We start from the raw sequence: 25,570 nt of genomic DNA, 5'->3' as shown, positions 1-25,570 counted from the left end.
ATTTGTCAGAGAATACACACAGTATAAAGGTGTCATTTCAGAGCGCAGGAGAAGGACTAGCTATATTTGGTCCACAGGATATTTTTCTTAAGATGATCGAGGCACAAATTCCCGCAAAGATTGATTCGCGTGAAGCCGAGATTACAGTACGGGGTGGGGACCGTGAGGTTCAAATGCTTCAACAGTTGTTTGATGTGCTATTACAGTTGGTACGCAACGGATACGTCTTAACGGAACGCGATGTGATGTATGCAATAGATTTAGCAAAAGACTTTAGAGCCGATCAGTTATTAGATTTGTTCAAGGGAGAAATAACAACTACCTTTCGTGGTAAGCCTATACGTGTCAAAACGATTGGTCAAAAGCATTACGTCACAACGATTAAGAAACGAGATATTGTGTTTGCGATCGGTCCTGCGGGGACCGGAAAGACATATTTAGCTGTTGTATTAGCGGTTGCTGCACTGAAAGAAGGGTCTGTTAAGCGAATTGTTCTGACCCGACCTGCTGTAGAGGCTGGTGAGAATCTAGGATTCCTACCCGGTGATTTACAGGAGAAAGTAGACCCGTATCTGCGTCCATTATACGATGCCTTATTCGACGTGATGGGACCAGATCAGACTGCGAAAGCATTAGAACGGGGACTTATTGAAATTGCTCCGCTTGCATATATGCGTGGCCGAACACTTGAGGATGCATTTATTATTCTAGATGAAGCTCAGAATACAACACCTGAACAAATGAAAATGTTCTTGACTCGGCTCGGATTCGGCGCCAAGATGGTCATTACAGGTGATGTTACACAAATTGACCTTCCAAGAGGCAAAAAGTCGGGTTTGGTAGAAGCGAATGCTATATTAAGTTCGATTGCTGAGATTGGTTTTGTGTATTTCTCGGAGCAAGATGTTGTCCGTCATTCATTGGTACAAAAAATTATTGTTGCCTACGATCGAGCTACGGAAAATCAAGGCTAGAGGGGATTAACTCTATGGACTCGAAAGAAACGTCATCAGGCAAGTCATTTTCATATAAAAATGTTAGCTACAAGTATAGCGTGTTAACACGCTATACTCTGTTTTTATTTATAGTTGTGTTATTCTATGTTTCTCTTGCACCTAAGGTTTTGCCCGAACGTTATGATATACATCGAGGTTCCTACAGTGAAAAAGAAATAACGGCACCGGTACAAATTCCCAATAGCAAGGCAACGTTAAAAGCACAAGAGAAAGCAGCTGAACAAGTTAAGCCCGACTATAGTATTATTTCACTTCGAAATGATTTGTTAGTTGTTCAGATTCTTGATCGCATAGATCGACTTAATCAAGATGATCAAGTATCTAATCAGGATAAAGTTACAATTTATAGTAAGGAAATTCCACAGAGAGCTCAGGAATTTGTGCAAAATTTCGTAAATAGTAGCCGAAGTTCAGGCGCATACTCCGATAATCTGATGGATGAAATGCTACGAGTGATTAGCCAACAGACATATCGTATACCTGAGGAAACGTTTATTAAGATACCTAGGCTCACAAGTGAAGATATTCAGGCTATGAAACCCGTGGCTCGGAATATTGTTGAGAAATTGAGTAATGATCAGATCATGGATGCTCAAACAGCTCGAGCTAAAGTGGCAGAAGCGGTGAGTACAAGTTCTCTTAGTCAGCGGACACTACGAGAAGTTGTGCAAGAAATTGCACGATTGGCGCTTACAGCAAATAAATTTTACGATGAGGAAGCAACCAAGGAAGCCAAAGTTCAGGCACGCGAGGATACAGATACTGTTTTTATTAAGCAAGGGGATATTCTCGTAAGCAAGGGGCAGTTTATCACCGAGGAGTTATACGCTCTTTTAGATGATAATAAGCTTCTTAAGAATGAGGTTAACTATTGGCCTCAACTAGGTCTAGTCATGTTATCTTGTTTGTTGGCATTTGGACTACATATGTTTATTCGTCAATCTAGTGCGGGTAAATATAGATACAATAATTCACAGTTATTGATGCTTGTCTTTATTTTTGTTATTACGGTGCTGTCTATGAACATGGTAAGTATAGTGCAGAATAGTGTTCATCCTTATATAGGGTACATTGCTCCTGTAGCTTTGGGTGCAATACTCGTATCGTTGCTTATGGATGTTTCATTGGCTTTCTTTTGCGCTATGATATTCAGTATATTGTCTAGTGTGATATTAAATGTTAATCAAGGAGAAATTTTTGATTTTCATTTCGGGTTCTTTACGATGATTGTCTCATATGTCGCTATTTCTGCTATTCATAAGGCCAGCCAGCGGTCTACCTTACTCAAGGGTGGTATTATGGTAAGTCTGTTCGGATCGATCGCTGTATTTATATTGATCTTAATTGACGGCAAAGAATGGAGCCAGATACAAACGTTATATACCCTTGCCTTTGCATTTGCAGGGGGTCTATTGACAGCAGTTCTTGTTATTGGACTGATGCCATTTTTTGAAGTCACGTTTGGAATTTTGTCTGCCTTGAAGCTAGTAGAATTGTCTAGTCCTAATCATCCGTTACTTCGTAAGTTACTTACAGAGACACCTGGTACTTATCACCATAGTGTTATGGTAGGTAATCTTTCAGAAGCAGCTGCTGAGGCCATTGGCGCCAACGGATTGTTATGTAGAGTAGGTTCATACTATCATGATATAGGTAAGACGAAACGACCGAGTTATTTCATCGAGAATCAGAACCATATGGAGAATCCACATGATTCACTTGATCCTAAACTTAGTAAATCAATTATCATAGCTCATGCTAGAGATGGCGTAGAGATGTTGAAAGACTATAAGTTACCGAAGCTCATTAGAGATATTGCTGAACAACATCATGGAACAACATTTTTACATTTCTTTTATCACAAGGCATTGAAAAAAGCTGAGGAACAAGGCGTGGCGCCTGAATTCACTGAGCTTGACTTCCGCTACCCAGGTCCAAAGGCGCAGTCTAAAGAAGCCGCTGTTGTTGGGATTGCAGATAGTGTAGAGGCGGCAGTTCGATCATTGCGTAATCCTACGGTAGAACAAGTGGAGACCATGATTGAGAAAATTATTAAAAGTCGTATGGATGATCATCAGTTCAATGAGTGTGATCTCACAATGAAGGAACTGGATATTATTAGTAAAACATTGAAAGAAAGTGTGATGGGGATATTCCATTCTAGAATTGAATATCCAGAAGAAATAAAGAAGACAACAAAGATTGTCGAGGATGACAATAGAAAGGGCGTTTAATATATGAGTCTACAACTGGCTTGGAGTAACGAGCAGTCGGAATATGAAATCAATGAGTCTTTAATTTCTTTGCTTGAAGCTGCTTTGCAAAAGGCTGGAGAAGCTGAGAGTGTAATCGATGGGGAGGTTGCACTAACCTTCGTGAATGATGAACAGATTCATGAATTGAATCGAGATTACCGTGGCATCGATCGTCCGACAGATGTACTTTCTTTTGCTATGAATGATTCATTAGACGATGAACTTGAAATTGTCTACGAATTAGGAGAAGGAGAAGAGATGGAAGAGATTCCTGATGTGTTAGGTGATATTATCATCTCTGTTTCCCGAGCGAAATTACAAAGTGAAGAATTTGGACATTCGTTGGAACGCGAAATTGGGTTCTTGTTCGTTCATGGATTCTTGCATTTGCTCGGCTATGATCATCAAGACAAAGCTTCCGAAGATGAAATGATGGGCAAACAAGAGGCAGTTCTCGTTCAAGTGGGGTTGAATCGATAATGAGTAAGAAATCCTTCCTTTCTTCTTTTGGTTATGCGGCGGAGGGAATCAGGTACGCCATGACCACTCAGAGAAATATGAAGGTGCATGGGGTGGCGGCCTTGTTCGTTATATTGGCTGCTGCTGTATTACAAATATCGACCATGCGATGGCTGTTTCTGCTTCTAGCTATCACCTTAGTATTAACAGCAGAGATGTTTAATACGGCTTTAGAGGCTGCTGTAGACCTTGTATCAAGTGATATCCATCCTTTGGCTAAAGCGGCCAAGGATACTGCCGCAGGAGCTGTGCTTCTTACTGCGGCTTTTGCAGTGGTTGTAGGAATTGTGGTCTTCTACAGACCCCTTGTGGAGTTATTCGGGGGATAAAATATAGTAATGCTCAAAAACTAAGGACATGCTTCCGAAGTAAGTTTTTTCGAAGCATATCGATGAAGTAACGCTCAATAACTTTTAAGGCATGCTTCCGCTGCAAGTTTTTTGCGGAGTATATCAAGAAGTATCGCTAAAAAAAACTTTTAGGAGGTCTCATATGAACTCAAAGTCATTGTTGGAAGAAGCTATTAAAGCGCGAGAGAAGGCCTATATTCCGTACTCACACTTTGGTGTAGGTGCAGCACTGTTAGATAGCGAAGGACAGGTACATCATGGATGTAATATTGAGAATGCAGCCTATGGGCCTACAAACTGTGCTGAACGGACAGCGATGTTCAGTGCAATTGCTAATGGTCATCAGGCACGTAGTTTTAAAGCAATCGCAGTTGTCGCAGACACAGAAGGACCCGTTGCTCCTTGTGGTGTTTGTCGTCAAGTGATGGTAGAACTGTGTGATCTGGATATGCTAGTTATTCTAGGCAATCTAAAAGGTGAAATCCGCGAAACGACTGTGCGTGAGTTATTACCAGATTCCTTTGGTCCATCGGATCTAATCAAGAAATAGTAATGCTACTGAAATGATATTCAAGATATAGAGGAACATTTTTAGGAGGAAAATAATTAAATGGCAAAATTTAAATCAGGCTTCGTAGGGATCGTCGGAAGACCGAATGTGGGTAAATCAACACTGATGAATCAGGTGATTGGACAGAAGATTGCAATCATGTCTGACAAACCTCAGACTACCCGTAACAAAATTCATGGTGTATACACAACAGAACATAACCAAATCGTATTTCTAGATACACCTGGTATTCATAAACGCCAATCTAAACTTGGTGATTTCATGAATCAGACGGCTCTTAACACATTAGGAGAAGTCGAGGCTGTATTGTTCCTTGTTGATGCAGCTGAAGGTATGGGTGGTGGTGATCGCTACATTGTGGAGCAACTTAAGAATGTTCGGACACCCATTATTCTAGTGTTGAATAAAATTGACCGTATTGAGCCGCAAGCATTACTACCACTTATTGAGGGATATCGTAAGCTGTATGATTTTGCAGAGATTATTCCTGTATCTGCGAAGAACGGAAATAATGTTAATACCTTATTAAAGGAATTAGAGAAGTATTTACCTGAAGGACCACAGTATTATCCTGCAGATCAGATAACGGATCACCCAGAGCAATTTGTGTGTGCCGAGCTAGTTCGTGAGAAAATTCTTCATTTGACGAGAGAAGAGATTCCACATTCCATCGCAGTTATGATTGAAGATATGAAAGTTCAGGACAATGGTGTGGTGCATATTTCTGCTGTAATATTTGTGGAGAGAAGTTCTCAGAAGGGCATTATCATTGGTAAACAAGGTGCAATGTTGAAAGAAATTGGACAGTTAGCACGTCATGATATTCAGAACTTGTTAGGTTCCAAAATTTTCTTGGAAATTTGGGTCAAAGTTAAAAAAGATTGGCGCAATCAAGATCGAGTTCTTCGTGATCTAGGCTTCCACCGCGGAAGCTAGAGCTTTTGCTCCGGTTGGTAGGAATTGCAACACATATTACCTCGTACAACGCACATCCTAATTTTGAAGATGCAGACGCATTTCCAAAGGAAAGGATGAATACGTATGCGAGATTTTTCGTGGAAGTATTTTGCGATGACTGGAGATGTCGATGCTTATTTGTTATTCAAAGAAGCAGGCGGATCTCCAGATCAGGTGTTGTTTTCAATAGAACCAGTGGTAGAAGAGATGGTTGATTATGAAGAGAACGAATGAGTGGTTGCTCCGTGAATGGTTGGGGGAAGAGGCATGCTTTACAGGGTGGAAGGGATCGTCATCCGCAGCATGGACTACGGTGAAGGGAACAAAATCATTACGCTTTGCACCGAAAACACGGGAAAAATAGGTGTACTTGTTCGAGGGGCAAAGAAAGTAAAGAGCCGGCATGCTGCATTGACGCAGCTGTTTACGTTAGGGGAATATGTTTTTTTTCGAAACGGGACGGGATTAGGCACATTAAATGCAGGTGAAATATCGGTGTCTCATCATCGTTTGCGTGGAGATCTGTATATGGCAGCTTATGCATCCTATGCTTGTGAGCTGCTTGATCGTATTCTTTTAGATGAGGAGACAGGTAGCTTCTGGTTTCAACAGTTGAAGGCTTGTCTCGGTGAACTGGAAGAAGGGAAAGACCCTGGAATCATACTCAACGTATATGAAATGAAAATGTTACAGACCGCGGGTTATGCCCCGGTGTTAGATGCATGTGTCTCATGTGGGCGATCACAAAGTGAAGATGAGTTACTCATAAGTCCTCGCCTTGGCGGCGTATTATGTACGTATTGTCGGCATGTTGATCCCCAGGCTTTGAAAGTTACGCCTCGCACATTAAAATTACTGCGTATATTTGAAAGGCTTGATCTAAGAAAACTTGGTAATATTGATGTGAAGGAAGAAACCAAGCTGGAATTGAAGAAGGTCATGAGATCTTTTATAGATATGCAATTAGGTGTTAATCTTAAGTCGAGAAATTTCCTGGATCAGATGGATAAATATGAAATTTGACGAATGGGACAATATCTATTAGTATATTATAAGATTATATTTATTTAATTGTAACATGCAGTGATCGAGATAGTAGCGATTTAGATCCTATTAGCGAGTTGGGAATGGTGAAAGCCCAACGGAGAGAAATCGTGAAAAGGCAACTCGGGAGCATGAATGAATGATAAAAGTGGATTATGCTTTAGCTTTAAGCACAAGCATGATCAAGTAGGGTGGAACCGCGGGATACAAGCTCTCGTCCCTATGTCTGTTCAGCAGGCGTAGAGACGAGGGCTTTTTGCTGTTCAGACAGGATATGTGAATGTGATGAACTTGAAAAAAAGCAAAGGAGCGATGCTAGAATGAATTTTCAACAAATGATTCTTACACTACAGCAGTTCTGGGCAGATCAAAACTGTATTATTGTCCAGCCGTATGATACGGAAAAAGGTGCAGGTACCATGAATCCGATGACGTATTTGCATTCGATTGGTCCAGAACCGTGGAATGTGGCATATGTAGAGCCATCCCGTCGCCCAAGCGATGGACGTTATGGAGAGAATCCTAATCGGCTTTATCAGCATCACCAATTCCAGGTTATTCTTAAACCTTCGCCTGATAATATTCAAGAAATTTATTTAGAGAGTTTAAAACGCCTGGGTATTGATCCTCTACAACATGATATAAGATTCGTTGAAGACAACTGGGAAGCACCAACATTGGGTGCATGGGGCTTAGGTTGGGAAGTATGGCTTGACGGTATGGAAGTAACACAATTCACGTACTTCCAACAAGTGGGAGGCATTGATGCAAGTCCTGTCGCTGTTGAAATAACATACGGTATGGAACGCCTCGCGTCTTATATTCAGGATAAAGAGAATGTATTTGATCTTGAGTGGGTCAATGGAATTACATATGGAGATGTGTTTCATCAAGCGGAAGTTGAACATTCCAAATACACATTTGAAGTGTCTGATGTGAAGATGTTGTTCACATTATTTAATATGTATGAAGAGGAAGCTAATAAAGCGATGGAGCAAAACTTAGTATTTCCTGCGTATGACTACGTTTTGAAGTGTTCTCACACCTTCAACTTACTTGATGCTCGTGGAGCAATCAGCGTAACTGAACGGACGGGTTACATTATTCGCGTAAGAAATTTGGCGCGACAAATAGCTGCCTCTTATTTGGGAGAACGCGAGAAATTGGGCTTCCCGCTTTGTAAGAAAGGAGACGTTTAACGTGGCTAAAGACTTATTGTTTGAGATTGGGTTGGAAGAAGTTCCTGCTCGATTTATACGTACTGCTGTAGAACAGTTAGAAGAGCGTATGGTTAAGTGGTTAGAGCAGTCAAGAATCTCATATGGAAAAGTACATGCTTATGCAACACCACGTCGTTTGGCGGTACTCGTGGAAGGTGTAGCGGAGAAGCAAGAAGATATTGACGAAGAAGTAAAAGGCCCATCTCGCAAAATTGCTCAGGATGCTAGTGGTGCTTGGAGTAAAGCTGCTTTAGGGTTTGCTCGTAGCCAAGGTGTTGATCCTGAACAGTTTACGTTCCAAGAGTTAAATGGTGTTGAATATATATATGCAACTAAGAGCAGTTTAGGAGTAGAGACTTCAAGCATTCTATCGGAAGCATTGTTGGGCATTCTTACTTCGATGACGTTTCCTAAGAATATGCGTTGGGGCGCTCATGAATTTAAATTTGTCCGTCCGATTCGTTGGCTTATAGCTCTGTTTGGAACTGATGTCATAGAACTTGAAATTACAGGTGTGAAATCGGGTAATGTGACACGAGGTCATCGTTTCTTAGGGGAAGAAGCTGTTGTTTCGGAACCTTCCGCATATTTGGATGTGCTTCGAAGCCAGTCTGTTATTGCATGCGTGAATGAACGTAAAGACTTGATTGAGAAGCAGATCAAGGCGCTTGCAGAAGAGAAACAGTGGAAAATTGCAGTTAAAGACGATCTTCTTGAGGAAGTTTTGTTTCTTGTTGAAACACCAACGGCATTATTTGGAAGCTTTGACCCTGCCTTTTTAGAAATCCCACAAGAAGTATTAATTACTTCCATGAGGGAGCATCAACGTTACTTCCCAGTATTAAATGACCAAGATCAATTACTACCGTTCTTCGTCACTGTACGTAATGGGAATAGTACTTCTTTGGATGTCATTGCCAAAGGAAATGAGAAAGTACTACGTGCACGTTTGTCAGATGCGAAATTTTTCTACGAAGAAGATCAGAAACTTCACATTAAGACCGCTTTGTTGAAACTTGAAAATATTGTATTCCATGAAGAGTTAGGATCGATTGCTGACAAGGTTCGTAGAACACGTCGTATTGCAGATGGTCTAGCTTCCATATTGCAGATTTCTCAGGAAGATGCAGATGCTGTCTCCCGTGCTGCTGAAATATGTAAGTTTGATCTTGTCACTCAAATGGTTTACGAATTCCCTGAATTACAAGGTGTGATGGGTGAAGACTATGCACGTAGAGCTGGGGAGAAAGAGGAAGTAGCTAAGGCTGTGTTCCAACATTATCAACCACGTTTTGCTGGAGATGATACGCCTGAATCAATCGTTGGGTCACTTGTTAGTATTGCTGATAAGATCGATACCATTATTGGGTGTTTCTCCATAGGGATCATTCCAACTGGATCTCAAGATCCTTATGCACTTCGCCGCCAAGCACAAGGTATTGTTCAAATCATGCTTGCGCAAAATTTACCTATTTCATTATCAGAGATACTCACACTTTCGCTTGATGTTCATGAGAGTCTTCGCAAAATGAAACTTTCCGCTGATGAAGTACGTACAGCTATCGTTGAGTTCTTTGGACTTCGAGTGAAGAAAATTCTTTCGGAGAACTTACGTTATGATGTTGTAGATGCGGTGATTTCAGCAGACTTTGATGATATTGCCTCCGTTGTTTCGCGTGGTAAAGCTCTAATGGATGCTGTAATGAACCAGACAGATTTCAAAACGACGGTTGAATCATTTAATCGTGTGAGTAATCTAGGTGGTAAAGCAGAAGAACAATTTGTTATTAACGAAGCTCTTCTCCAAGAACATGGAGAGAAGGAACTTTATAAAGCATGGCAATCTATCCAAGATGGATATCATAGTGCATTGGAACAACGAGATGGACTTAAAGCGTTGCAATGGCTAGGACAGATCCGTAACGCTGTAACAGAATTCTTCGATTCAGTTATGGTTATGGCAGAAGATGAACAAGTAAGAAACAATCGATTGGCACTTTTGGCTGCGATTGATAAAGATTTAAAGGAATTCGCAGATTTTACGAAACTTGTGTGGTAATCATAACGTAATAGGGTAATTGTATACGGAAACCAACATTATTCTGTATTTGATGGGGTCCGTATACAGGTATTTCATCATTTCCCATAAGTTGCTAAGTCTGATTAAGAAGGATTTCAGCTATTCAAGAGCGTATATACTATTTAAGAACTTTATTTTGGGTGGAATAGGTGATATCTCTGACTACAGTTGCAAAATTCCATATTGTTGTCGACGGGGATGCCTGTCCCGTAAAGCATGAAATAGCAGTCACTGCACGTCAATTTTCAGTTCCCGTCCTAATGGTCTCATCTTACGATCATCTGATTCGTGAAGAAGAAGGTGTGACGGCTGTACAAGTGGACCGTAGTGATCAAAGCGCTGATCTTTATATTGCTAACCATATTACACGAGGTGATATCGTAGTTACACAGGATTATGGGCTAGCAGCATTGGCTTTAGCAAAAGGTTGTTATGTTATCTCTTTTAGAGGCATGCATTATGGGGATAATGATATTGAATTGATGTTGGATCGTAGGCATCATCAGGCTAAAGCGAGAAGAATGGGTAAGCATTCCAAAGGTCCCAAGCCGATCACAGCCGATGATAAAATATTTTTTCAACACAATCTGACAATAATTTTGCAGGATTTGCAGGAGAACGGTCAGTAATAGCGAATAATATTTACGTGCCATAAAGAGATGAAGGTGGTAAAGATGAGTGCCGGACAAGGTAATATTCCGGAAAAAGTAATTGATTCCGTGTTAGAACACAATGATATCGTCGATACGGTAAGTAAGTACGTTCATCTCACCAAGCAAGGAAAGTATATGAAAGGCCTATGTCCGTTTCATTCGGAGAAGACGCCATCATTTACTGTGACACCAGAGAGACAGATTTTCTACTGTTATGGATGCGGTAAGGGTGGTAACTCAATCAAGTTTATGATGGAAATCGAAGCCTTATCTTTTCCCGAAGCTGTGAAAATGATGGCGGAAGAAAGTCATATCGAGATGCCTGAGATACAGGGTGTAGCAGTTGCTTCATCCAATCCAGAGAGAGAAAGACTTCTACAAGCTTATGAATGGACATCCAAATTTTTTCATTATTTGCTGAAGAATACGGAACATGGTAAACCAGCTATGGATTACTTACGTTCAAGGGGATTCAGTGACAAAATGATTGATCAGTTTCAAATTGGCTATGCACCGGAGTCATGGAATACATTGGTGCAGTTTTTGACGAAACGATCTTTCGATTTAGAGGAAATGGAAAAGGGAGGATTATTATCCACTCGAAGTGATGGTACGGGATTTATTGATCGGTTTCGTGACAGAGTTATGTTTCCGATTAGCGATAGGAATGGTAGGGTTATTGCCTTTGGGGGTAGAGTACTTGGGGATGGACAACCGAAGTATTTGAACTCACCCGAAAGTAAATTGTTTAACAAAAGCCGGACGTTGTACAACTTGCATCAAGCGAAGAGTTCCATCCGAAAGCTACGACAAATTGTGTTGTTTGAAGGATATGGAGATACGATTTCAGCTTGGGAAGCAGGCGTACACAATGGTGTTGCAACGATGGGGACTTCTTTAACTGAAAGTCATGTTTCGATGATGAAGACCATGGCAGATGAAATATTAATTTGTTTCGATGGGGATCGCGCAGGACAATCATCAGCTATGAAGAATATACCATTGTTGGAAAGTGCGGGAATTAGAATTAAGATCGCCATATTAAGTGATGGACTCGATCCTGATGATTTTGTACGTAAATATGGTTCGGAACGATTTATGAGTCAAATTATTGATGGTGCCGTTTCAACGACAAAATTTAAACTTATATATCTGAAAAAAAACCATATACTCCTAGAAGAAGATGGGAAAATTTCTTATTTGAAGGAAGTTCTTCCGATCATTGCAGCCCTATCATCCTCGACGGAGAGAGAAGTGTATTTGAGGGAATTATCTTCTGAACATCAGCTTTCGTATGAAAGTCTTAAGCAAGATTGCAACCTGATTCGCCAGACGATGCAAAAAAATATGCCGGATGGGGATAATTTTGAAGATGGGTGGAATAATGGTAGGCATAAAAAAGGGCGGATTCCAGCTCCCACTTTACTACCTGCTTATCACACCGCAGAGCGTCGTCTACTGTCTCTGATGCTTCAAGATTCGGAAGTCGCCCAATATGTGGGCGAGCGCCTCGGAGATGCTTTTAACATTGATGATCATGCAGCTATTGCTGCTTATCTATATGCATATTATGCTCAGGGTAAACACCCAGATATAAGCCGTTTCATGTCATCACTTCATGATGACCGATTGGAGAAGACACTTAGTTCAATCTCAATGATGGACACACCACGAGATTGGAATATTGAGGTACTTGATGATTACATTAGGGAAATTCATAAGGTTCCACAGCAAGTACATGTAGAACGTAAAAAAGAAGAGATGATGAATGCAGAACGCTCTGGTGATTTTTTACGTGCAGCACAAATAGGTAGTGAGATTATAGCCCTAGAGAGACAATAAATGAACGTGGTTTGAGTGTATCTAGGGAGGAGGGAGTCGAAATATGGCGAATGATCAACGTACTGAAATAGAGACAGAGTTGACCCTTGATCAGGTCAAAGATCAACTAGTAGAGCAAGGTAAGAAAAGATCGACATTAAATATCAAAGACATCATGGAGAAATTGTCCCCGTTCGACCAAGATCCCGAACAAATGGAAGAGTTTTACGAACATTTGGCTGACTTGGAGATTGAAGTAGTCAACGAGAATGATGAAGAGGTTAATACACTTCGGCCTAATGATGACTCCGAGGAAAATAATAGTGGTGACGAGATGAGTTCCTTTAATGACGACTTATCCTTACCACCAGGGATTAAGATCAATGATCCTGTCCGTATGTATCTTAAGGAAATTGGACGTGTACAATTATTATCAGCAGATGATGAAATTCAACTAGCCAAACGTATTGAGAATGGTGATGAAGAGGCTAAAAGACGTCTTGCTGAAGCAAATCTACGTCTCGTAGTCAGCATTGCTAAGCGGTATGTTGGACGGGGAATGTTGTTTCTTGATCTAATTCAAGAAGGTAACATGGGTCTTATCAAAGCTGTAGAGAAATTTGATCATGGAAAAGGATTTAAGTTTAGTACGTATGCTACATGGTGGATACGTCAAGCTATCACCCGTGCCATTGCAGACCAAGCACGAACAATCCGTATTCCAGTTCATATGGTGGAGACCATTAATAAACTGATAAGGGTATCTCGTCAATTGCTTCAAGAATTAGGGCGTGAACCATCACCAGAGGAAATTGCAGCAGAGATGGAATTAAGTGTTGAAAAAGTTCGGGAGATTATGAAAATTGCTCAAGAACCAGTATCGTTGGAGACACCGATCGGGGAAGAAGATGACTCGCATCTTGGAGATTTTATAGAAGATCAGGAAGCTTTGGCGCCTGCTGATGCAGCAGCGTATGAGCTACTCAAAGAGCAGTTGGAAGATGTACTGGATACGCTAACTGAACGGGAAGAAAATGTATTGCGTCTACGTTTCGGTCTTGACGATGGACGTACGAGAACACTTGAAGAGGTTGGTAAAGTGTTCGGAGTAACCCGTGAACGGATTCGCCAGATTGAAGCTAAGGCGCTTCGTAAATTGCGTCATCCAAGCCGTAGTAAAAGGCTTAAGGATTTTCTGGAATAAAGCGTATAATTGGACCTTCTGCAGCTTATTAGCTCAGAGGTCTTTTTTTCATAAACTGTCTATTTGAAATATGGGAATGTCAGGGATAGGTTTCTTTCTTTTGGAATTATTTCCTTGATTTGTTGTATTGATTTTTATTTTAGCGCTTTTTCTTAGCTATTGCAAATCATCACTACAGCTTATTTAGTGAGAAATTGTTATGGGAATACTTGTAATGTTATTCTATTCACGAAAAAAAAGGATTGCGTAGGTGGCTCATGAAATTATCAAAAAGATTGCAATATATTATGGAACAGATCCCAGTCGGAAGTACATTTGCTGATATTGGCTCAGATCATGCTATGTTACCTGTAGCGGCGATAAAATCGGGAAAAGCGCTAAGTGCGGTGGCTGGGGAAGTTAATCCTGGTCCTCGGGATGCTGCGGCAAAGCAGGTGGCTACAGCGGGTCTAGGAGGCAAGATCTCGGTAAGACTTGGTGACGGCCTAAATGTGATTTCTCCTGGTGAGGTCGATGTTATCACGATTGCTGGTATGGGTGGGGGATTAATTTCAACGATATTGGAACAGGGTGTAGATAAGCTCGAAGGTGTTAAGAAACTTATATTACAACCGAATGTTGGCGAAGAGCTTGTGCGCCGTTGGTTATTAGATAGACACTGGGTGTTAACCTCTGAGCACATTATGGAAGAGGATCGTAAAGTATATGAAATATTAACGGCTGTGCCTGGGAATAGTGGTACGGTAACGTTATCAAATGAGGATGTTTATAAAGAGTATTATCTCGATAGTAGTAGCCATGGGCAAGTGAAAATCACGAAAGAAATGTCTGTACGAATGGGCCCTTGGTTGTTGCAAGAGAGGAATTCGATCTTTACTTCTAAATGGATGTCTGAGATTGATAAGCTGGAACGAATACTGAAATCTCTTGCTACGTCTACTTTGTCCTCGGCAGAGACTAAATCTGAAGAAATAGCACAAGAAATTCAACATATTAAGGAGGTGCTTTCATGTTCGCCAAAGGACAGACAGTAATTCAATATATGGAACAGCTAGCTCCTAAACATGTAGCCATGCCTGACGATCGTATAGGACTACAGCTCGGAACCTTACAGAAGGATATTCACAATGTGCTGATTGCGTTAGATATCAATGACGAAGTTGTAGAAGAAGCGATACAATTAAACGTTGATCTCATTATTGCGCATCATGCGATTATTTTTCGTCCATTGAAACAACTTCAGACGGACACGCCTATGGGTAAGCTATACGAGAAGCTAATTAAACACGACATTGCTGTTTACATTAGCCATACCAACCTCGATGTTACAGAGGGTGGTATGAACGATTGGATGGCAGAAGCACTCGGCATCGAGAATGGCTCGCCTATTGAAGATCTTCATACAGAGCAATTATCAAAGTTAGTTGTTTTTGTGCCTAAGAGCCATCATCAACAAGTCCTAGATGCGATTCTAGGAGCTGGTGCCGGCTATATTGGTGATTATAGTCACTGTAGCTTTAATATCGAGGGATATGGTACGTTCATGCCTCATGAGGGTAGTAATCCTTTCATTGGTTCAGAAGGAAAGCTTGAGAAGGTAGAAGAAATGCGAATTGAGACCATTGTGCCTCAGGGAATCCAGCGAAAAGTAGTACAGGCTATGTTGAAAGCCCATCCCTATGAAGAAGTAGCGTATGATCTGTATGCTATGAATCTTAAAGGGAGAACCTTAGGCCTAGGTCGCGTAGGTAAATTAAATAAACCAATGTTACTTGAGGAGTTCGTCCAGGTTGTTAAACAGAATCTAGATGTTGATCATGTCAGGGTAGTAGGTGACCTGAAACGTCCTATCCGTAAAGCTGCTGTACTTGGGGGTTCTGGAAGTAGATATGTATCCCCTTCAATATTCCGTGGTGCAGATGTGATTGTGACTGGAGATATTGACTACCATACGGCACAGGATGCTTTGATGGCAGGTATCGCAATCATTGATCCAGGTCATAACGCAGAGAAAATAATGAAATCAAAAGTAGCAGAATGGATGAGAGAAAAACTTCAAACTGCAAAGGTTGAGACCCAGGTACATGTGTCCAAGGTAAATACTGAACCATTCCAATTTATGTAGCATAGAACGTTGCCTAAATTAGAATTAATAATCTGTCAAAATTTCATGGGGTTGTTTTCTTGGTCAACTCACTGTATAGTATTAAATGTTGTCCCGAAAGTTTGACAGACAATCGCTGGTGATGCTTAAGGCATCACGAGAGGAAAGTCCGGGCTCCATAGGGCAGGGTGCTGGATAACGTCCAGTCAGCGCGAGTTGAAGGATAGTGCCACAGAAATGGACCGCCGATGGCTGCGCAAGCAGCACAGGCAAGGATGGAACCGAGGTGTAAGAGACCCCGAGGAACGCTGGTGACTTCGTTCCTGGTAAACCCCACTTGGAGCAAGACCTAATGGAACGCAGCTTCTCTGTGCAAGGAGAGCAGCCTTAGCCCGAGGCGCGTTTAGGTTGGTCGCTGGAGCCGCTCAGCAATGTTCGGCCTAGATAGATGATTGTCGTTTGGAGTGGGAGGGTTGTTCCCGTATGAACCACAATAGACACAGAACCCGGCTTACGGCAGACTTTCAGAACTACAACAACTCATGAATGAAATACTTATGATGAATGATAATTGAAATGGTGATGTTCTATCGGTTAATAGCCTATAGAACATCACCATTTTTTTCGTTGCATAAAGCCTATTTAAATGATGTATGTACTTATGATGGTCATTCGTACAAACCGGAGTTAGACGTATGTAATAGACTATATCAAAATACGAAAGGAGCTAACGAATATGAGCCATCATTGTGGTTTTGAATGTCCCGTGGTTGAACCGATCGTTTGCGATCCCATTGTCGTTATAAGAGACCATTATTTTACACAAGTTGTTCCTGTAATCCACACGATTCAAGTGGTCAATAGACATCATTGTATTCCTGTTGAGAAACATATTTATCATTCCGAAACAGTTGAAGAAGGAATCGAAGAAAGAGGAGTCGAGAGAGTAGGCGTATTAGGGGTATCCGGTCGCAAAGAAAACAAACGAAATGCGACAGTATCAAAAGCCAAAACCAAAGCGAAAACAAAAGCAAAAGCAAAAATAAAATCAAAATCAAAAAAATAATGCGAAATATCTAGCAAAGTGACACAAATGCGATACCTCACCAAAAAAAACCAACCGTGTTGCAATGTACACGGATTGGTTTTTTTGCAAAATACGTATTGAATTATTTAGATGCGTTTCTTTGGATGACCGATTGTAATTGATTCTGTACATGCTGTGGCCAAAATTGAAGTGGGGAAGCTCCGTTTCCAGCAGCTTGAAGTGCTTTGTAAATATCGACTTGTCCATAACCAAAATACTTATCTCTACCCTTATCGCCTAAATCCACAACACTTTCACGCATCAGATTCATGACTTCTTCATTCGTGAGATTTGGATTTCTGGATCTGATAAGTCCCGCTAGAGCAGCAACATGAGGAGTGGCCATGGATGTTCCAGAAAGTGCGGCATATTCATTATTAAGATAGGTGCTGGCTATGCTTTCCCCTGGTGCTACAACATCAACATAATCTCCATAGTTCGAGAAAGAGGCACGTTTCATTGATGAATCAGTGGCAGATACGGAGAATACTTCAGGATAAGCTGCAGGATATCCAGGTCGCTCCGTATTATCGTTACCTGTAGCAGCTACGATGACTACATCTCTGTTATAGGCATATTTGATGGCATCATGTAGGAATTCAGAGTCAGCATAATTACCCAGGCTCATGTTTATGACCTTCGCTCCATGATCAGTAGCCCATATAACCCCTTCTGCTACGGAATAGGTAGTACCTGCACCAGAACTGTCGAGTGCTTTTACAGGCATGACTTTATTATACCAACTTATACCAGCTACTCCTTCGTTGTTGTTGACGACTGCACCTATAATTCCAGCAACATGAGTACCATGACCTACATCATCTTTAGGTTGATTGGAAGGATCAATGACGTTATATCCCTGGATAAGGTTTCCTTTTAAGTCGGAATGTTGCAAGTCTGCACCTGTGTCAACGACTGCGATGATCACATCTTTGTTTCCCTTAGCTAAATCCCATCCCTTATTTGTCTGAATGGCCGGTAAATTCCATTGGTATTTAGAGAATAGTAGGTCATTCGGAATGTTAGGTGTAATAGACGTGTTTTTCCCATTAGTTAAATTATCATTAGTTAAATTATCATTGGTTAAATATAAATAGTGAGGTTCAACATAAATAGGTCTATATTTATTCATAAAATAAGTCTTGAGTTGTGGATAGTTCATGTTATCAGCATGAAATACGTAAGCATAACCCATTTTACGAATCCATTTGCTTTTGATTTCGCTGGAAATGGTCATCAATGTTCGAACTGACACATTTTCACGGAAGTGTACGACAATCTCATTCTCATAATAATGGCTCGCTTTTTCATTATCATGGCCAGTCTTCACGGTAATGTCTCGAAGTGTATTGGTCTCAACCGATTCGACGCGATAATTACCTTCTTTAGGATATGGAATTAGCCTTAAATTTCTCTTCTGGTGATTGGACACTTCGTTGAGAACCTTTTGGCTTATTAACGCGATAATGCCCTTGTTTCCCTTAGGTGAGGGTTCAGCCATAATAAAGTATTGATTATCCTTAACCTTGAACGAGGGAGACTCATAGGAGCGATGATTTCGCAATTGATTTGTGGCTAATTTTTGATACGTGTTGAATTGGTTGTTATCATTCGTGTCCCATGTTAAGGTTGGTGATTGGTATGGTGTAGAATGCTGATTGGAGAAATCAACCCAGGTCAGCAATTGAATGTGATGATGAGTCTTTTGTAGTTCTCTGACGTATTGATTTATTTGCTGTTTACTTGATGAATTGAATCGGTCTGCCATGTTAGAAAGATGCTCTTTCGCATCCGCTCGCGTCAAATGATCAGTGGACGTAATATCATGATTCATTATTGTTTGTTTAAGGGTTTCTTCTTGTTTGGGCTTAGCGACTGGAGTTCTCGAAGCTTGATTTAAGTTTGAATTGGAATCGGAATTTGGAATTAACGCAAAGATTGTTATCGTTGCCATAGCTACAGTTAATCCTGACACTAACCATGTTTTGCGGGACATTTCAATACCTCCTAATACGTATCTGGGCTTTTCTTTATCGTTAGGAAGTTGCTGTGTTTTTATTCGTAATGTTTGGGTTATAATGATTGAATTTAGGTGATATATTTAAGCTAGAAAAGTGTACCGCTTCAAAGTAATATATGGTAGGATAATACAAGTGAAATCGATGGTAGAAGTTATTATCAACTTCAACTATTGACGTAGGTACATTTAAGGGGGAGCTAACGATTATGTCAGCAGCCAATGTTCAAAAATTGTGTGAATCCACAAGAGAAAAATTAAAAAAAGGTATTGAAAGTACAGAGATATTTCTGAATGAGCATGCACTACCACAATTGACATCAGATCAACCGGATGAAGACATGGTGCTATTCTACAAAGGATTTTTGTCCGAATTGCGCCACTTACTTGTCTTCTCTGAAGTTTCTTATGAGAAATTAGGAGTGGTTTTGCGTCGTGCGAACTTTGATATCGAATTTGCCGAGAAGGCTCTATACAATGTATATCATCACTGCGTCAACAATTTCTTTTATCCTAAAAATGAGAGTTATGCTGAGGACGGCCGTTATGCTTATACAGGACAAGATGCAATTCGTTTCCGTATCAAGCCAATTCAAGAAGCACGTAGTATCATTCTAGATATTAATAAAGTGTATGAAGAGTTAAGAGATGATCTTACGTATTATGAAAGTGACTATTTAACAGAGCGTCGGATGCAAAGTCAACGCAGTCATGCTTAGTTAAAACCCAAATACATTCAAATACATTGAATTATTAAATAATGATCATTACATAATGGCTGAGTTGTCCTATATAGGGGCGGCTCAGCCATTTTAATGTGTCTAGAAATAGAGTGAATCAGGTTACTGAATGGGTTATTTTTTGCATTATGCCATCAACTTACAGCTACATATTCGCATATCAGCATACGGTGTCGGAGACAATGGAGAAGAGGTGATCTTAATGATAAATGAGCCCAAAACATTAGTTAAGTGTAGCGTAAGCAATTGTCACTTTTGGGGAGAAGCTAATCTGTGTCAAGCTGAGAAAATTGTAATTGAAATTGATGCTCATGCAAGTCGGAATTTGAATGAAGAATTTGGGGAAGAGCATTTTAATAATCATCAGGATAATGCTCGAACGTCATCCTCGACTTGTTGTTTAACTTTTAAACCAAAATGAGAAATCTTATGTAATTGTGTTGAATCGAAAAAGGGAGGTGTTGTCATTGGGTAAAAATAAACATGGTAATCATGGTCATTCCGAGAATGAAAGTATTCGTAAAGAAAGAATACTTCATGCCAAACGTGTTGATTATCCACGTCTAGAGAACGATCATAAAGAGGAGTATGCAGAGGAGTATGCAGAGGAGTATGCAGCAGAAGTCGCCCCAGGTCCTTCTCGTATATTAGATGATACCCGAGGTGAAGATGTAGATGCGGACATCTTGGAGTCAAGAACAGGGCAATTGATTGGGTATGTAGGTCTTGCATTTGGTGTTGTGTCTTTATTCATGTGGTCTATCGTTCTTGGTCCAGTTGCAGCGATCATGGGATATTATGCTTTTTCACAAGGTAACAAAGCAACCGGAGGCTGGTCAATGGCTCTCGGAATATTAGCTACGATCAGTTATTTTGTGCTGATGCCTTTTGTAAGATAATAATGACTCGGTTGCCCGAATTCAGATATCAAAAGTGGACTTTCTAAAGCCTCTCATGAGGTTTTAGATGTTCACTTTTTTTATTGATGTTAAAGAGAAGGTAGCGTATGTCCCATTCGCATGATAAAATGTAAAAAGTACATTATGATGGAAGTTGGGATAATAATCATGCAGATGGACTCAGTAACGACTAAACAACCTATAAGTCTTCAAGAAAATGCTACGATACAGGATAAAAATGATCTTATACAGAGCATACTTAATACCAATACAGGTGAATCTGATTTTGACGTATTATTGAAACAGATGATGACGACGTCTGAAGTACCAGCGACCGATAGTACTGTACCTCTAAATCCCGGTGTTTCATGGAGTGAGGGTCTATTATGGCAGCAACTTGGAGCTGTAAATACGGATAATACAATCATTACTGAAACGAAGAATCATTCTGCAGAGTCGTTACCTACAACTTATAATGATCTGATTGAACAAGCTAGCCGTAAATATGGTATATCTGAATCCTTAATCAAAGCCGTCATTGATACAGAATCATCCTTTAATCCACAAGTGGTATCTTCCGCTGGAGCGAAGGGATTAATGCAATTAATGGATGGAACAGCTCAAGGGCTGGGAGTTAGCGACTCATTTGATCCAGCTGAGAACATCGATGCAGGAACAAGATACCTTTCATATCAATTAAAGCGCTTTGATGGACAAGAGAATATGGCTCTTGCCGCATATAATGCTGGACCAGGAAGAGTTCAGCGGCTTGGTATATCATCAGATGCCGAACTTATGAATCACTTGAGCTCGCTCCCAGAGGAGACAAGAAACTATATAACTAAGGTGCAGAACGCTCGTTCCAAATATGAAGTATAAAGAGACAACTACATAGTTATACATGGGATCACACGGGGGAGGCACCAGGGTGAAAGAGCAGTAAGAGCACTTACGCCCTCTCCGACGTTTGATCTTTTTGCGTTGTCGAAAAAGAAAGGTGGAAGACATAAATGATCTACTGGGATCATGCTGCAAGTACGCCACCGTATGAAGATGTCATACGCACATTGACTGAGGTTATGGACAAGCATTATGGAAATCCATCTTCAATCCACCAATTAGGTGGGGATTCTGTAAAGCTGATTAAGCGATCCCGTGAAGTTTGCGCGAATGCGCTGCATGTTAAACCTTCAGAAATCATATTCACATCAGGAGCGACAGAAGCTAATAATTTGGCTATTAAGGGTGCAGCACTCCAATATATGAGTCGTGGAAAGCATTTGATTACGTCGATGGTTGAGCATGCTTCGGTGTATGAGAGTTTTCTTCAACTACAACAGTGGGGGTTCGAAGTTACGTTTCTTCCTGTTGATTCACAAGGTTGTGTTAGCTTGGAATCCATTACCGCAGCCATAAGAAAAGATACGATATTGGTTAGTATTATGCATGTCAACAATGAGATGGGAGCTATACAACCCATAGATGCTATCGGACAGGAAATTAAGCGCTGTAATGCACTGACTTTATTTCATGTCGATGGGGTCCAAGGTTTTGGGAAGTTACCTGTAGATTTAAAGACATGGAGCGTGGATCTTTATACGCTCTCTGCACATAAATTCCGTGGTCCTAAGGGGATAGGGCTACTCTATGTTCGAGAAGGATTGAAATTAATGCCTCTTCTTACTGGGGGTTCTCAGGAATCTGGATTCCGTGCAGGGACGGAAAATACACCACATCTTGTAGCTATGGCTAAGGCGATGAGAATGACTAGTGAACAACAACCTATATTCACCAAAAATGTTTCCATTCAACGAGACAGGATTTTTGGGTTTATTAGAGATATTAAAGGCTTACACCTTCATAGTAATGAGAACGGTGCACCCCATATTGTGCAGTTCTCTTTTCCAGGGATGAAATCGGAAGTGTTGATGCATACGTTAGAATTGCAAGGAATGTTAGTCTCAACTAGATCAGCTTGTTCTTCCAAACAAACAGAGCCAAGTAGAGTGTTAATATCCATGGGACTTAGTCATGAAGAAGCATCAAGTGGGATTCGCATCAGTCTTGGGGACAGTCATACGGAAGAAGAGATAAGCCAATTGGAACTTGCACTGCGTAAGGCAGTTGAGCAGTTATATCCATTGTTAGAAAAAGGAAGGAATGATAGATAATGATCTATGATATGTTACTACTGCGTTTTGGAGAATTCATATTAAAAGGTAAAAATCGTAGAAGATTTGAGAATTCGGTATTTCTTCACGTGAAATCAGTACTTGAGCCTTATCCTAAAGTAGAATTAAGAAATGAGTTCGGCAGAATCTATGTGTATCTAAATGGAGAGTCGGCGGCAGAACCTATTCAAGTATTAAAAAAGGTGTTTGGTATTGCCTCCATAAGTCCAGTTATTGTATGTAAGTCCGAATTGGAAGATATTTTAGAAACAAGTTATCGTTATTTGGAAGAAATGAATATACAAGAAAGCACTACGTTTAAAGTAAGTGCCAGACGTGTATGGAAGAAGTTCGGTCACTCTTCGCATGAAATGAACCATCATGTAGGATCGCATTTATTAAAGAATTTTGAAATGTTAGATGTGAGTATGAATCGACCTGCACTAGATCTAAGAGTAGAGATTAGAGAGACAGAAACTTATATTTTTTATGAAGTGATTCCAGCTGTTGGAGGATTCCCGCGAGGAAGTAATGGTAAAGCGATGTTGCTGCTCTCAGGAGGGATCGATAGTCCGGTTGCTGCATGGTCATCTATGCGAAGAGGACTTACGACGGAATGTGTTCATTTCTACAGTTATCCTTTCACCAGTCAACTAGCAAAGGAGAAGGTCATTGATCTTGCAAAAGTGTTATCTGGTTACGCAGGAGAAATCAAACTTCACTTAGTTCCTTTTACAGAAGTACAAACTTCGTTTACAGGTCAGGGTCAGGACAAATTAATCATTACGTTAATGCGTAGGTCCATGCTCCGCATTGCTACATTGCTTGCTGAGCGTGAAGGAGCATTGGCAATTGTAACGGGAGATAGTCTTGGTCAAGTGGCAAGTCAGACCTTATCAAGTATGAATGCCATTGGCCGTGCAACCGAGTTACCACTGCTAAGACCTCTGGTTATGATGGACAAGAATGAAATCATTTCGATTGCGAAGGATATCGGAACGTATGATCTTTCGATTCAACCGTATGAAGATTGTTGTACACTCTTTGTTCCAGATTCACCTGCGACTAAGCCCAACTTGCGCATCGTGGAAAGTATTGAGCGTTCTATTACTAATCTTAATGACATGATTTTGGATGCGGTGGATCGTACAGAGACGATGATACTTACACCTAATGGAAATGGAAACACAAAAGTAGATAGCCCTGTTGAGGAAGATTGGTTCTAGAGCATTCTGCAGTGGAAAAGAAAAACAGTAGACCAAGGTTATTATCCTTGATCTACTGTTTTTTTGTTAGGGTTTAGCATCATACACATAAGTACTAATACTGATGAGATGCAGCGATTTAGACATTGGATGCTGTCATTTTATTACGTTTATTAGATCTGATTTTTATGAATCCTGCAGTAAGTATCCCCGCTGTGACAATAATGATGAATACAATGCGGAGTACAGGATATTGTTCGAAAAATGGTTGTAGCTTCTTCTCTTCAGTCATCATATTGGATGCTGTATATCCAAGTACGATAGATCCTACATAAATAATCCATGGGAAACGTGAGATTAATTTGATAAATAGGGTACTTCCCCAGACCACGATCGGAACACTGATTAACAAACCGATGATCACTAAAATAAGATTATGATTAGCCGCACCAGCGACAGCAATAACATTATCTATGCCCATCGCAGCATCAGCAATGATGATGGTTCTAACGGCAGCCCACAATGACTGACTTGCTTTGACATCCGTGTGGTCATCGTCATCGGTCATCAACTTGTACGCAATCCAGACAAGCAGAATACCTCCAATTAACAATAACCATGGAATATTAAGTAGCCACAATACGACGATTGTAGCGAAAATTCTGAGTACGACCGCACCGGCTGTTCCATAAATAATAGCTTTTTTCTGAGTAGCGGGTTGCAAATTCCTAGCTGCTAAACCTATAACGATAGCGTTATCCCCAGCAAGGATGAGATCGAGAAATATGATGTTCATTAGTGAAGCGAGAAATCCGAGTACTGTTGTGTCCATTGATGTGTCACTCCTTTAAATGATGTACGCATCCGAGAATAAATCGAATGTATATAGAAAAAATATGTTATCTCTAGCATAGCCCCTCTCTTTTATTCATACAAGTAAGAATGGGAGGGTTGTACCTTGGAGAATGTGTGGTTACTATTAGAAATCCTTGTTATTAATTTAGTGTTGAGTGGCGATAATGCTGTTGTTATTGCTTTAGCGAGCAAAGATCTACCTCCAGAACAGCGTAAGATAACAGTATGGTGGGGAGCTCTAGGTGCTGTTGTTCTTAGAATTATACTGACCTTTGTTGCTGTGCTGCTGTTAAAAATCCCATATCTCCAAGCCATCGGGGGTGTGATGCTATTATGGATTGCCTTCCAATTGTTATTGGAAGAAAAGACAGAGATCAGGTTAGGTGAAACACCAACGATTTCAAGAGCGGTCCGTACGATCCTTGCAGCAGATTTCATTATGAGTCTTGATAATGTATTAGCGATTGCTGGAGTAGCTAATGGTGATCTAGCTTTAATTGTTATTGGAACTGCATTCAGTATTCCCATTGTGATCTACGGTAGTAATATTATTATGAATTGGTTACAGCGTTATCCCATCCTTATTTATTTGGGTGCAGGAATATTAGGATATACGGGTGGAGAAATGATGCTCCAGGATTCTAGCTTCGGTGAGCACATTTCATCTCTATTACCCGAATACCATTCTTTAGTACCACTCGTATTGGCTACGATTGTTATCATTGCAGGTGGATTTAAGAAAATGGCGAACCATAGGCTACAGTCTTAAAAGGATTCTTGCGAAGAATAAACAATATATCTC

At 40.5% G+C, this 25,570-nt stretch carries 25 protein-coding genes and 1 other RNA gene; 24 read left to right on the top strand and 2 right to left on the bottom strand.

The window, feature by feature from the left end:
- Positions 1 to 2 precede the first annotated feature (2 nt).
- The 17 genes from BW961_RS14185 (at position 3) to BW961_RS14105 (ending at position 16,860) form a co-directional block, all read left to right on the top strand.
- Positions 3 to 974 (top strand): PhoH family protein, encoded by a 972-nt coding sequence (locus BW961_RS14185; RefSeq protein ID WP_068587641.1) that lies wholly within the window; start codon positions 3 to 5, stop codon positions 972 to 974.
- 14 nt (positions 975 to 988) lie between these two features.
- The gene (locus tag BW961_RS14180) at positions 989 to 3,250 is read left to right on the top strand and encodes an HD family phosphohydrolase (RefSeq protein WP_068587639.1); all 2,262 of its coding nucleotides are present in this window, start codon (positions 989 to 991) and stop codon (positions 3,248 to 3,250) included.
- A 3-nt stretch (positions 3,251 to 3,253) separates the two neighbouring features.
- Positions 3,254 to 3,751, top strand: coding sequence for an rRNA maturation RNase YbeY (ybeY, locus tag BW961_RS14175; protein WP_068587637.1), 498 nt, complete (start codon positions 3,254 to 3,256; stop codon positions 3,749 to 3,751).
- A complete protein-coding gene (locus BW961_RS14170; protein WP_068587635.1) occupies positions 3,751 to 4,119 on the top strand; it encodes a diacylglycerol kinase family protein in 369 nt (122 codons plus the stop codon). The genes ybeY and BW961_RS14170 overlap by 1 nt, the downstream gene beginning before the upstream one ends.
- A gap of 163 nt (positions 4,120 to 4,282) precedes the next feature.
- Complete coding sequence (locus tag BW961_RS14165; RefSeq protein ID WP_068587633.1) at positions 4,283 to 4,690, top strand: cytidine deaminase; 408 nt, start codon at positions 4,283 to 4,285, stop codon at positions 4,688 to 4,690.
- Positions 4,691 to 4,750: 60 nt separating this feature from the next.
- Complete coding sequence (gene era / locus BW961_RS14160; protein ID WP_068587631.1) at positions 4,751 to 5,647, top strand: GTPase Era; 897 nt, start codon at positions 4,751 to 4,753, stop codon at positions 5,645 to 5,647.
- A gap of 105 nt (positions 5,648 to 5,752) precedes the next feature.
- Positions 5,753 to 5,902, top strand: a complete 150-nt coding sequence (locus BW961_RS14155; protein ID WP_076576879.1) for a YqzL family protein — start codon at positions 5,753 to 5,755, stop codon at positions 5,900 to 5,902.
- Positions 5,903 to 5,935: 33 nt separating this feature from the next.
- Positions 5,936 to 6,691 carry a DNA repair protein RecO gene (gene recO, locus BW961_RS14150; protein WP_068587629.1) on the top strand — a complete coding sequence of 252 codons (756 nt, stop codon included), beginning with the start codon at positions 5,936 to 5,938 and terminating at the stop codon, positions 6,689 to 6,691.
- Positions 6,692 to 7,032: 341 nt separating this feature from the next.
- Positions 7,033 to 7,911: a glycine--tRNA ligase subunit alpha gene (glyQ, locus tag BW961_RS14145; RefSeq protein WP_068537690.1), complete on the top strand. Its 879-nt coding sequence runs from the start codon at positions 7,033 to 7,035 to the stop codon at positions 7,909 to 7,911.
- Between the two features lies 1 nt (position 7,912).
- Complete coding sequence (glyS, locus tag BW961_RS14140; RefSeq protein ID WP_068587627.1) at positions 7,913 to 9,991, top strand: glycine--tRNA ligase subunit beta; 2,079 nt, start codon at positions 7,913 to 7,915, stop codon at positions 9,989 to 9,991.
- Positions 9,992 to 10,161: 170 nt separating this feature from the next.
- Positions 10,162 to 10,641 (top strand): YaiI/YqxD family protein, encoded by a 480-nt coding sequence (locus BW961_RS14135; protein WP_082867553.1) that lies wholly within the window; start codon positions 10,162 to 10,164, stop codon positions 10,639 to 10,641.
- Positions 10,642 to 10,686: 45 nt separating this feature from the next.
- Complete coding sequence (gene dnaG / locus BW961_RS14130) at positions 10,687 to 12,507, top strand: DNA primase (protein ID WP_068587625.1); 1,821 nt, start codon at positions 10,687 to 10,689, stop codon at positions 12,505 to 12,507.
- 43 nt (positions 12,508 to 12,550) lie between these two features.
- Positions 12,551 to 13,690 carry an RNA polymerase sigma factor RpoD gene (gene rpoD / locus BW961_RS14125; RefSeq protein WP_068587623.1) on the top strand — a complete coding sequence of 380 codons (1,140 nt, stop codon included), beginning with the start codon at positions 12,551 to 12,553 and terminating at the stop codon, positions 13,688 to 13,690.
- Positions 13,691 to 13,947: 257 nt separating this feature from the next.
- The gene (locus tag BW961_RS14120) at positions 13,948 to 14,724 is read left to right on the top strand and encodes a tRNA (adenine(22)-N(1))-methyltransferase (RefSeq protein WP_068587621.1); all 777 of its coding nucleotides are present in this window, start codon (positions 13,948 to 13,950) and stop codon (positions 14,722 to 14,724) included.
- Positions 14,700 to 15,815 (top strand): Nif3-like dinuclear metal center hexameric protein, encoded by a 1,116-nt coding sequence (locus tag BW961_RS14115; protein WP_068587619.1) that lies wholly within the window; start codon positions 14,700 to 14,702, stop codon positions 15,813 to 15,815. The genes BW961_RS14120 and BW961_RS14115 overlap by 25 nt, the downstream gene beginning before the upstream one ends.
- Positions 15,816 to 15,911: 96 nt before the next feature.
- Positions 15,912 to 16,323, top strand: an RNA gene (gene rnpB, locus BW961_RS14110) — RNase P RNA component class A.
- 207 nt (positions 16,324 to 16,530) lie between these two features.
- Entirely contained in the window at positions 16,531 to 16,860 is a 330-nt protein-coding gene (locus BW961_RS14105) for a hypothetical protein (protein ID WP_068587618.1), read from the top strand.
- A gap of 103 nt (positions 16,861 to 16,963) precedes the next feature.
- Here the strand turns inward: BW961_RS14105 and BW961_RS14100 are convergent, their stop codons facing one another.
- Positions 16,964 to 18,877, bottom strand: coding sequence for a S8 family peptidase (locus BW961_RS14100; protein WP_068587616.1), 1,914 nt, complete (start codon positions 18,875 to 18,877; stop codon positions 16,964 to 16,966).
- Positions 18,878 to 19,107: 230 nt separating this feature from the next.
- Here BW961_RS14100 and BW961_RS14095 point away from each other — a divergent pair, with 230 nt between their 5' ends.
- The 6 genes from BW961_RS14095 to thiI all read left to right on the top strand — a co-directional run bounded on the left by BW961_RS14095 (position 19,108) and on the right by thiI (position 23,934).
- Positions 19,108 to 19,617: a YpuI family protein gene (locus tag BW961_RS14095; protein ID WP_068587615.1), complete on the top strand. Its 510-nt coding sequence runs from the start codon at positions 19,108 to 19,110 to the stop codon at positions 19,615 to 19,617.
- Between the two features lie 223 nt (positions 19,618 to 19,840).
- Positions 19,841 to 20,059, top strand: coding sequence for a DUF1540 domain-containing protein (locus BW961_RS14090; RefSeq protein WP_068587613.1), 219 nt, complete (start codon positions 19,841 to 19,843; stop codon positions 20,057 to 20,059).
- Positions 20,060 to 20,105: 46 nt separating this feature from the next.
- On the top strand, positions 20,106 to 20,537 hold the full coding sequence (locus tag BW961_RS14085) for a hypothetical protein (protein WP_244555959.1): 432 nt from the start codon (positions 20,106 to 20,108) through the stop codon (positions 20,535 to 20,537).
- A gap of 168 nt (positions 20,538 to 20,705) precedes the next feature.
- Entirely contained in the window at positions 20,706 to 21,416 is a 711-nt protein-coding gene (locus tag BW961_RS14080) for a lytic transglycosylase domain-containing protein (RefSeq protein WP_068588097.1), read from the top strand.
- Between the two features lie 131 nt (positions 21,417 to 21,547).
- Positions 21,548 to 22,708, top strand: coding sequence for a cysteine desulfurase family protein (locus tag BW961_RS14075; protein ID WP_068587611.1), 1,161 nt, complete (start codon positions 21,548 to 21,550; stop codon positions 22,706 to 22,708).
- Positions 22,708 to 23,934: a tRNA uracil 4-sulfurtransferase ThiI gene (gene thiI / locus BW961_RS14070; RefSeq protein WP_068587609.1), complete on the top strand. Its 1,227-nt coding sequence runs from the start codon at positions 22,708 to 22,710 to the stop codon at positions 23,932 to 23,934. The genes BW961_RS14075 and thiI overlap by 1 nt, the downstream gene beginning before the upstream one ends.
- A gap of 118 nt (positions 23,935 to 24,052) precedes the next feature.
- Here thiI and BW961_RS14065 read toward each other — a convergent pair whose 3' ends face one another.
- Positions 24,053 to 24,745: a TerC family protein gene (locus BW961_RS14065; RefSeq protein ID WP_068587607.1), complete on the bottom strand. Its 693-nt coding sequence runs from the start codon at positions 24,743 to 24,745 to the stop codon at positions 24,053 to 24,055.
- Between the two features lie 126 nt (positions 24,746 to 24,871).
- On the opposite strand from BW961_RS14065, the gene BW961_RS14060 reads away from it, so the two are divergent.
- Positions 24,872 to 25,537 carry a TerC family protein gene (locus BW961_RS14060; protein WP_068587605.1) on the top strand — a complete coding sequence of 222 codons (666 nt, stop codon included), beginning with the start codon at positions 24,872 to 24,874 and terminating at the stop codon, positions 25,535 to 25,537.
- Positions 25,538 to 25,570 lie beyond the last annotated feature (33 nt).

This window comes from Paenibacillus macquariensis, from assembly GCF_900156375.1.
Classification (GTDB): domain Bacteria; phylum Bacillota; class Bacilli; order Paenibacillales; family Paenibacillaceae; genus Paenibacillus_AQ; species Paenibacillus_AQ macquariensis.
This window is presented reverse-complemented; position numbering and strand designations above follow the sequence as displayed.

Coding starts and splice junctions, on each gene's coding strand:
- BW961_RS14180 (WP_068587639.1), top strand. CDS start 989: ATGGACTCGAAAGAAACGTCATCAGGCAAGTCATTTTCATATAAAAAT.
- ybeY (WP_068587637.1), top strand. CDS start 3,254: ATGAGTCTACAACTGGCTTGGAGTAACGAGCAGTCGGAATATGAAATC.
- BW961_RS14170 (WP_068587635.1), top strand. CDS start 3,751: ATGAGTAAGAAATCCTTCCTTTCTTCTTTTGGTTATGCGGCGGAGGGA.
- BW961_RS14165 (WP_068587633.1), top strand. CDS start 4,283: ATGAACTCAAAGTCATTGTTGGAAGAAGCTATTAAAGCGCGAGAGAAG.
- era (WP_068587631.1), top strand. CDS start 4,751: ATGGCAAAATTTAAATCAGGCTTCGTAGGGATCGTCGGAAGACCGAAT.
- BW961_RS14155 (WP_076576879.1), top strand. CDS start 5,753: ATGCGAGATTTTTCGTGGAAGTATTTTGCGATGACTGGAGATGTCGAT.
- recO (WP_068587629.1), top strand. CDS start 5,936: ATGCTTTACAGGGTGGAAGGGATCGTCATCCGCAGCATGGACTACGGT.
- glyQ (WP_068537690.1), top strand. CDS start 7,033: ATGAATTTTCAACAAATGATTCTTACACTACAGCAGTTCTGGGCAGAT.
- dnaG (WP_068587625.1), top strand. CDS start 10,687: ATGAGTGCCGGACAAGGTAATATTCCGGAAAAAGTAATTGATTCCGTG.
- rpoD (WP_068587623.1), top strand. CDS start 12,551: ATGGCGAATGATCAACGTACTGAAATAGAGACAGAGTTGACCCTTGAT.
- BW961_RS14120 (WP_068587621.1), top strand. CDS start 13,948: ATGAAATTATCAAAAAGATTGCAATATATTATGGAACAGATCCCAGTC.
- BW961_RS14115 (WP_068587619.1), top strand. CDS start 14,700: ATGTTCGCCAAAGGACAGACAGTAATTCAATATATGGAACAGCTAGCT.
- BW961_RS14105 (WP_068587618.1), top strand. CDS start 16,531: ATGAGCCATCATTGTGGTTTTGAATGTCCCGTGGTTGAACCGATCGTT.
- BW961_RS14100 (WP_068587616.1), bottom strand. CDS start 18,877: ATGTCCCGCAAAACATGGTTAGTGTCAGGATTAACTGTAGCTATGGCA.
- BW961_RS14095 (WP_068587615.1), top strand. CDS start 19,108: ATGTCAGCAGCCAATGTTCAAAAATTGTGTGAATCCACAAGAGAAAAA.
- BW961_RS14090 (WP_068587613.1), top strand. CDS start 19,841: ATGATAAATGAGCCCAAAACATTAGTTAAGTGTAGCGTAAGCAATTGT.
- BW961_RS14080 (WP_068588097.1), top strand. CDS start 20,706: ATGCAGATGGACTCAGTAACGACTAAACAACCTATAAGTCTTCAAGAA.
- BW961_RS14075 (WP_068587611.1), top strand. CDS start 21,548: ATGATCTACTGGGATCATGCTGCAAGTACGCCACCGTATGAAGATGTC.
- thiI (WP_068587609.1), top strand. CDS start 22,708: ATGATCTATGATATGTTACTACTGCGTTTTGGAGAATTCATATTAAAA.
- BW961_RS14065 (WP_068587607.1), bottom strand. CDS start 24,745: ATGGACACAACAGTACTCGGATTTCTCGCTTCACTAATGAACATCATA.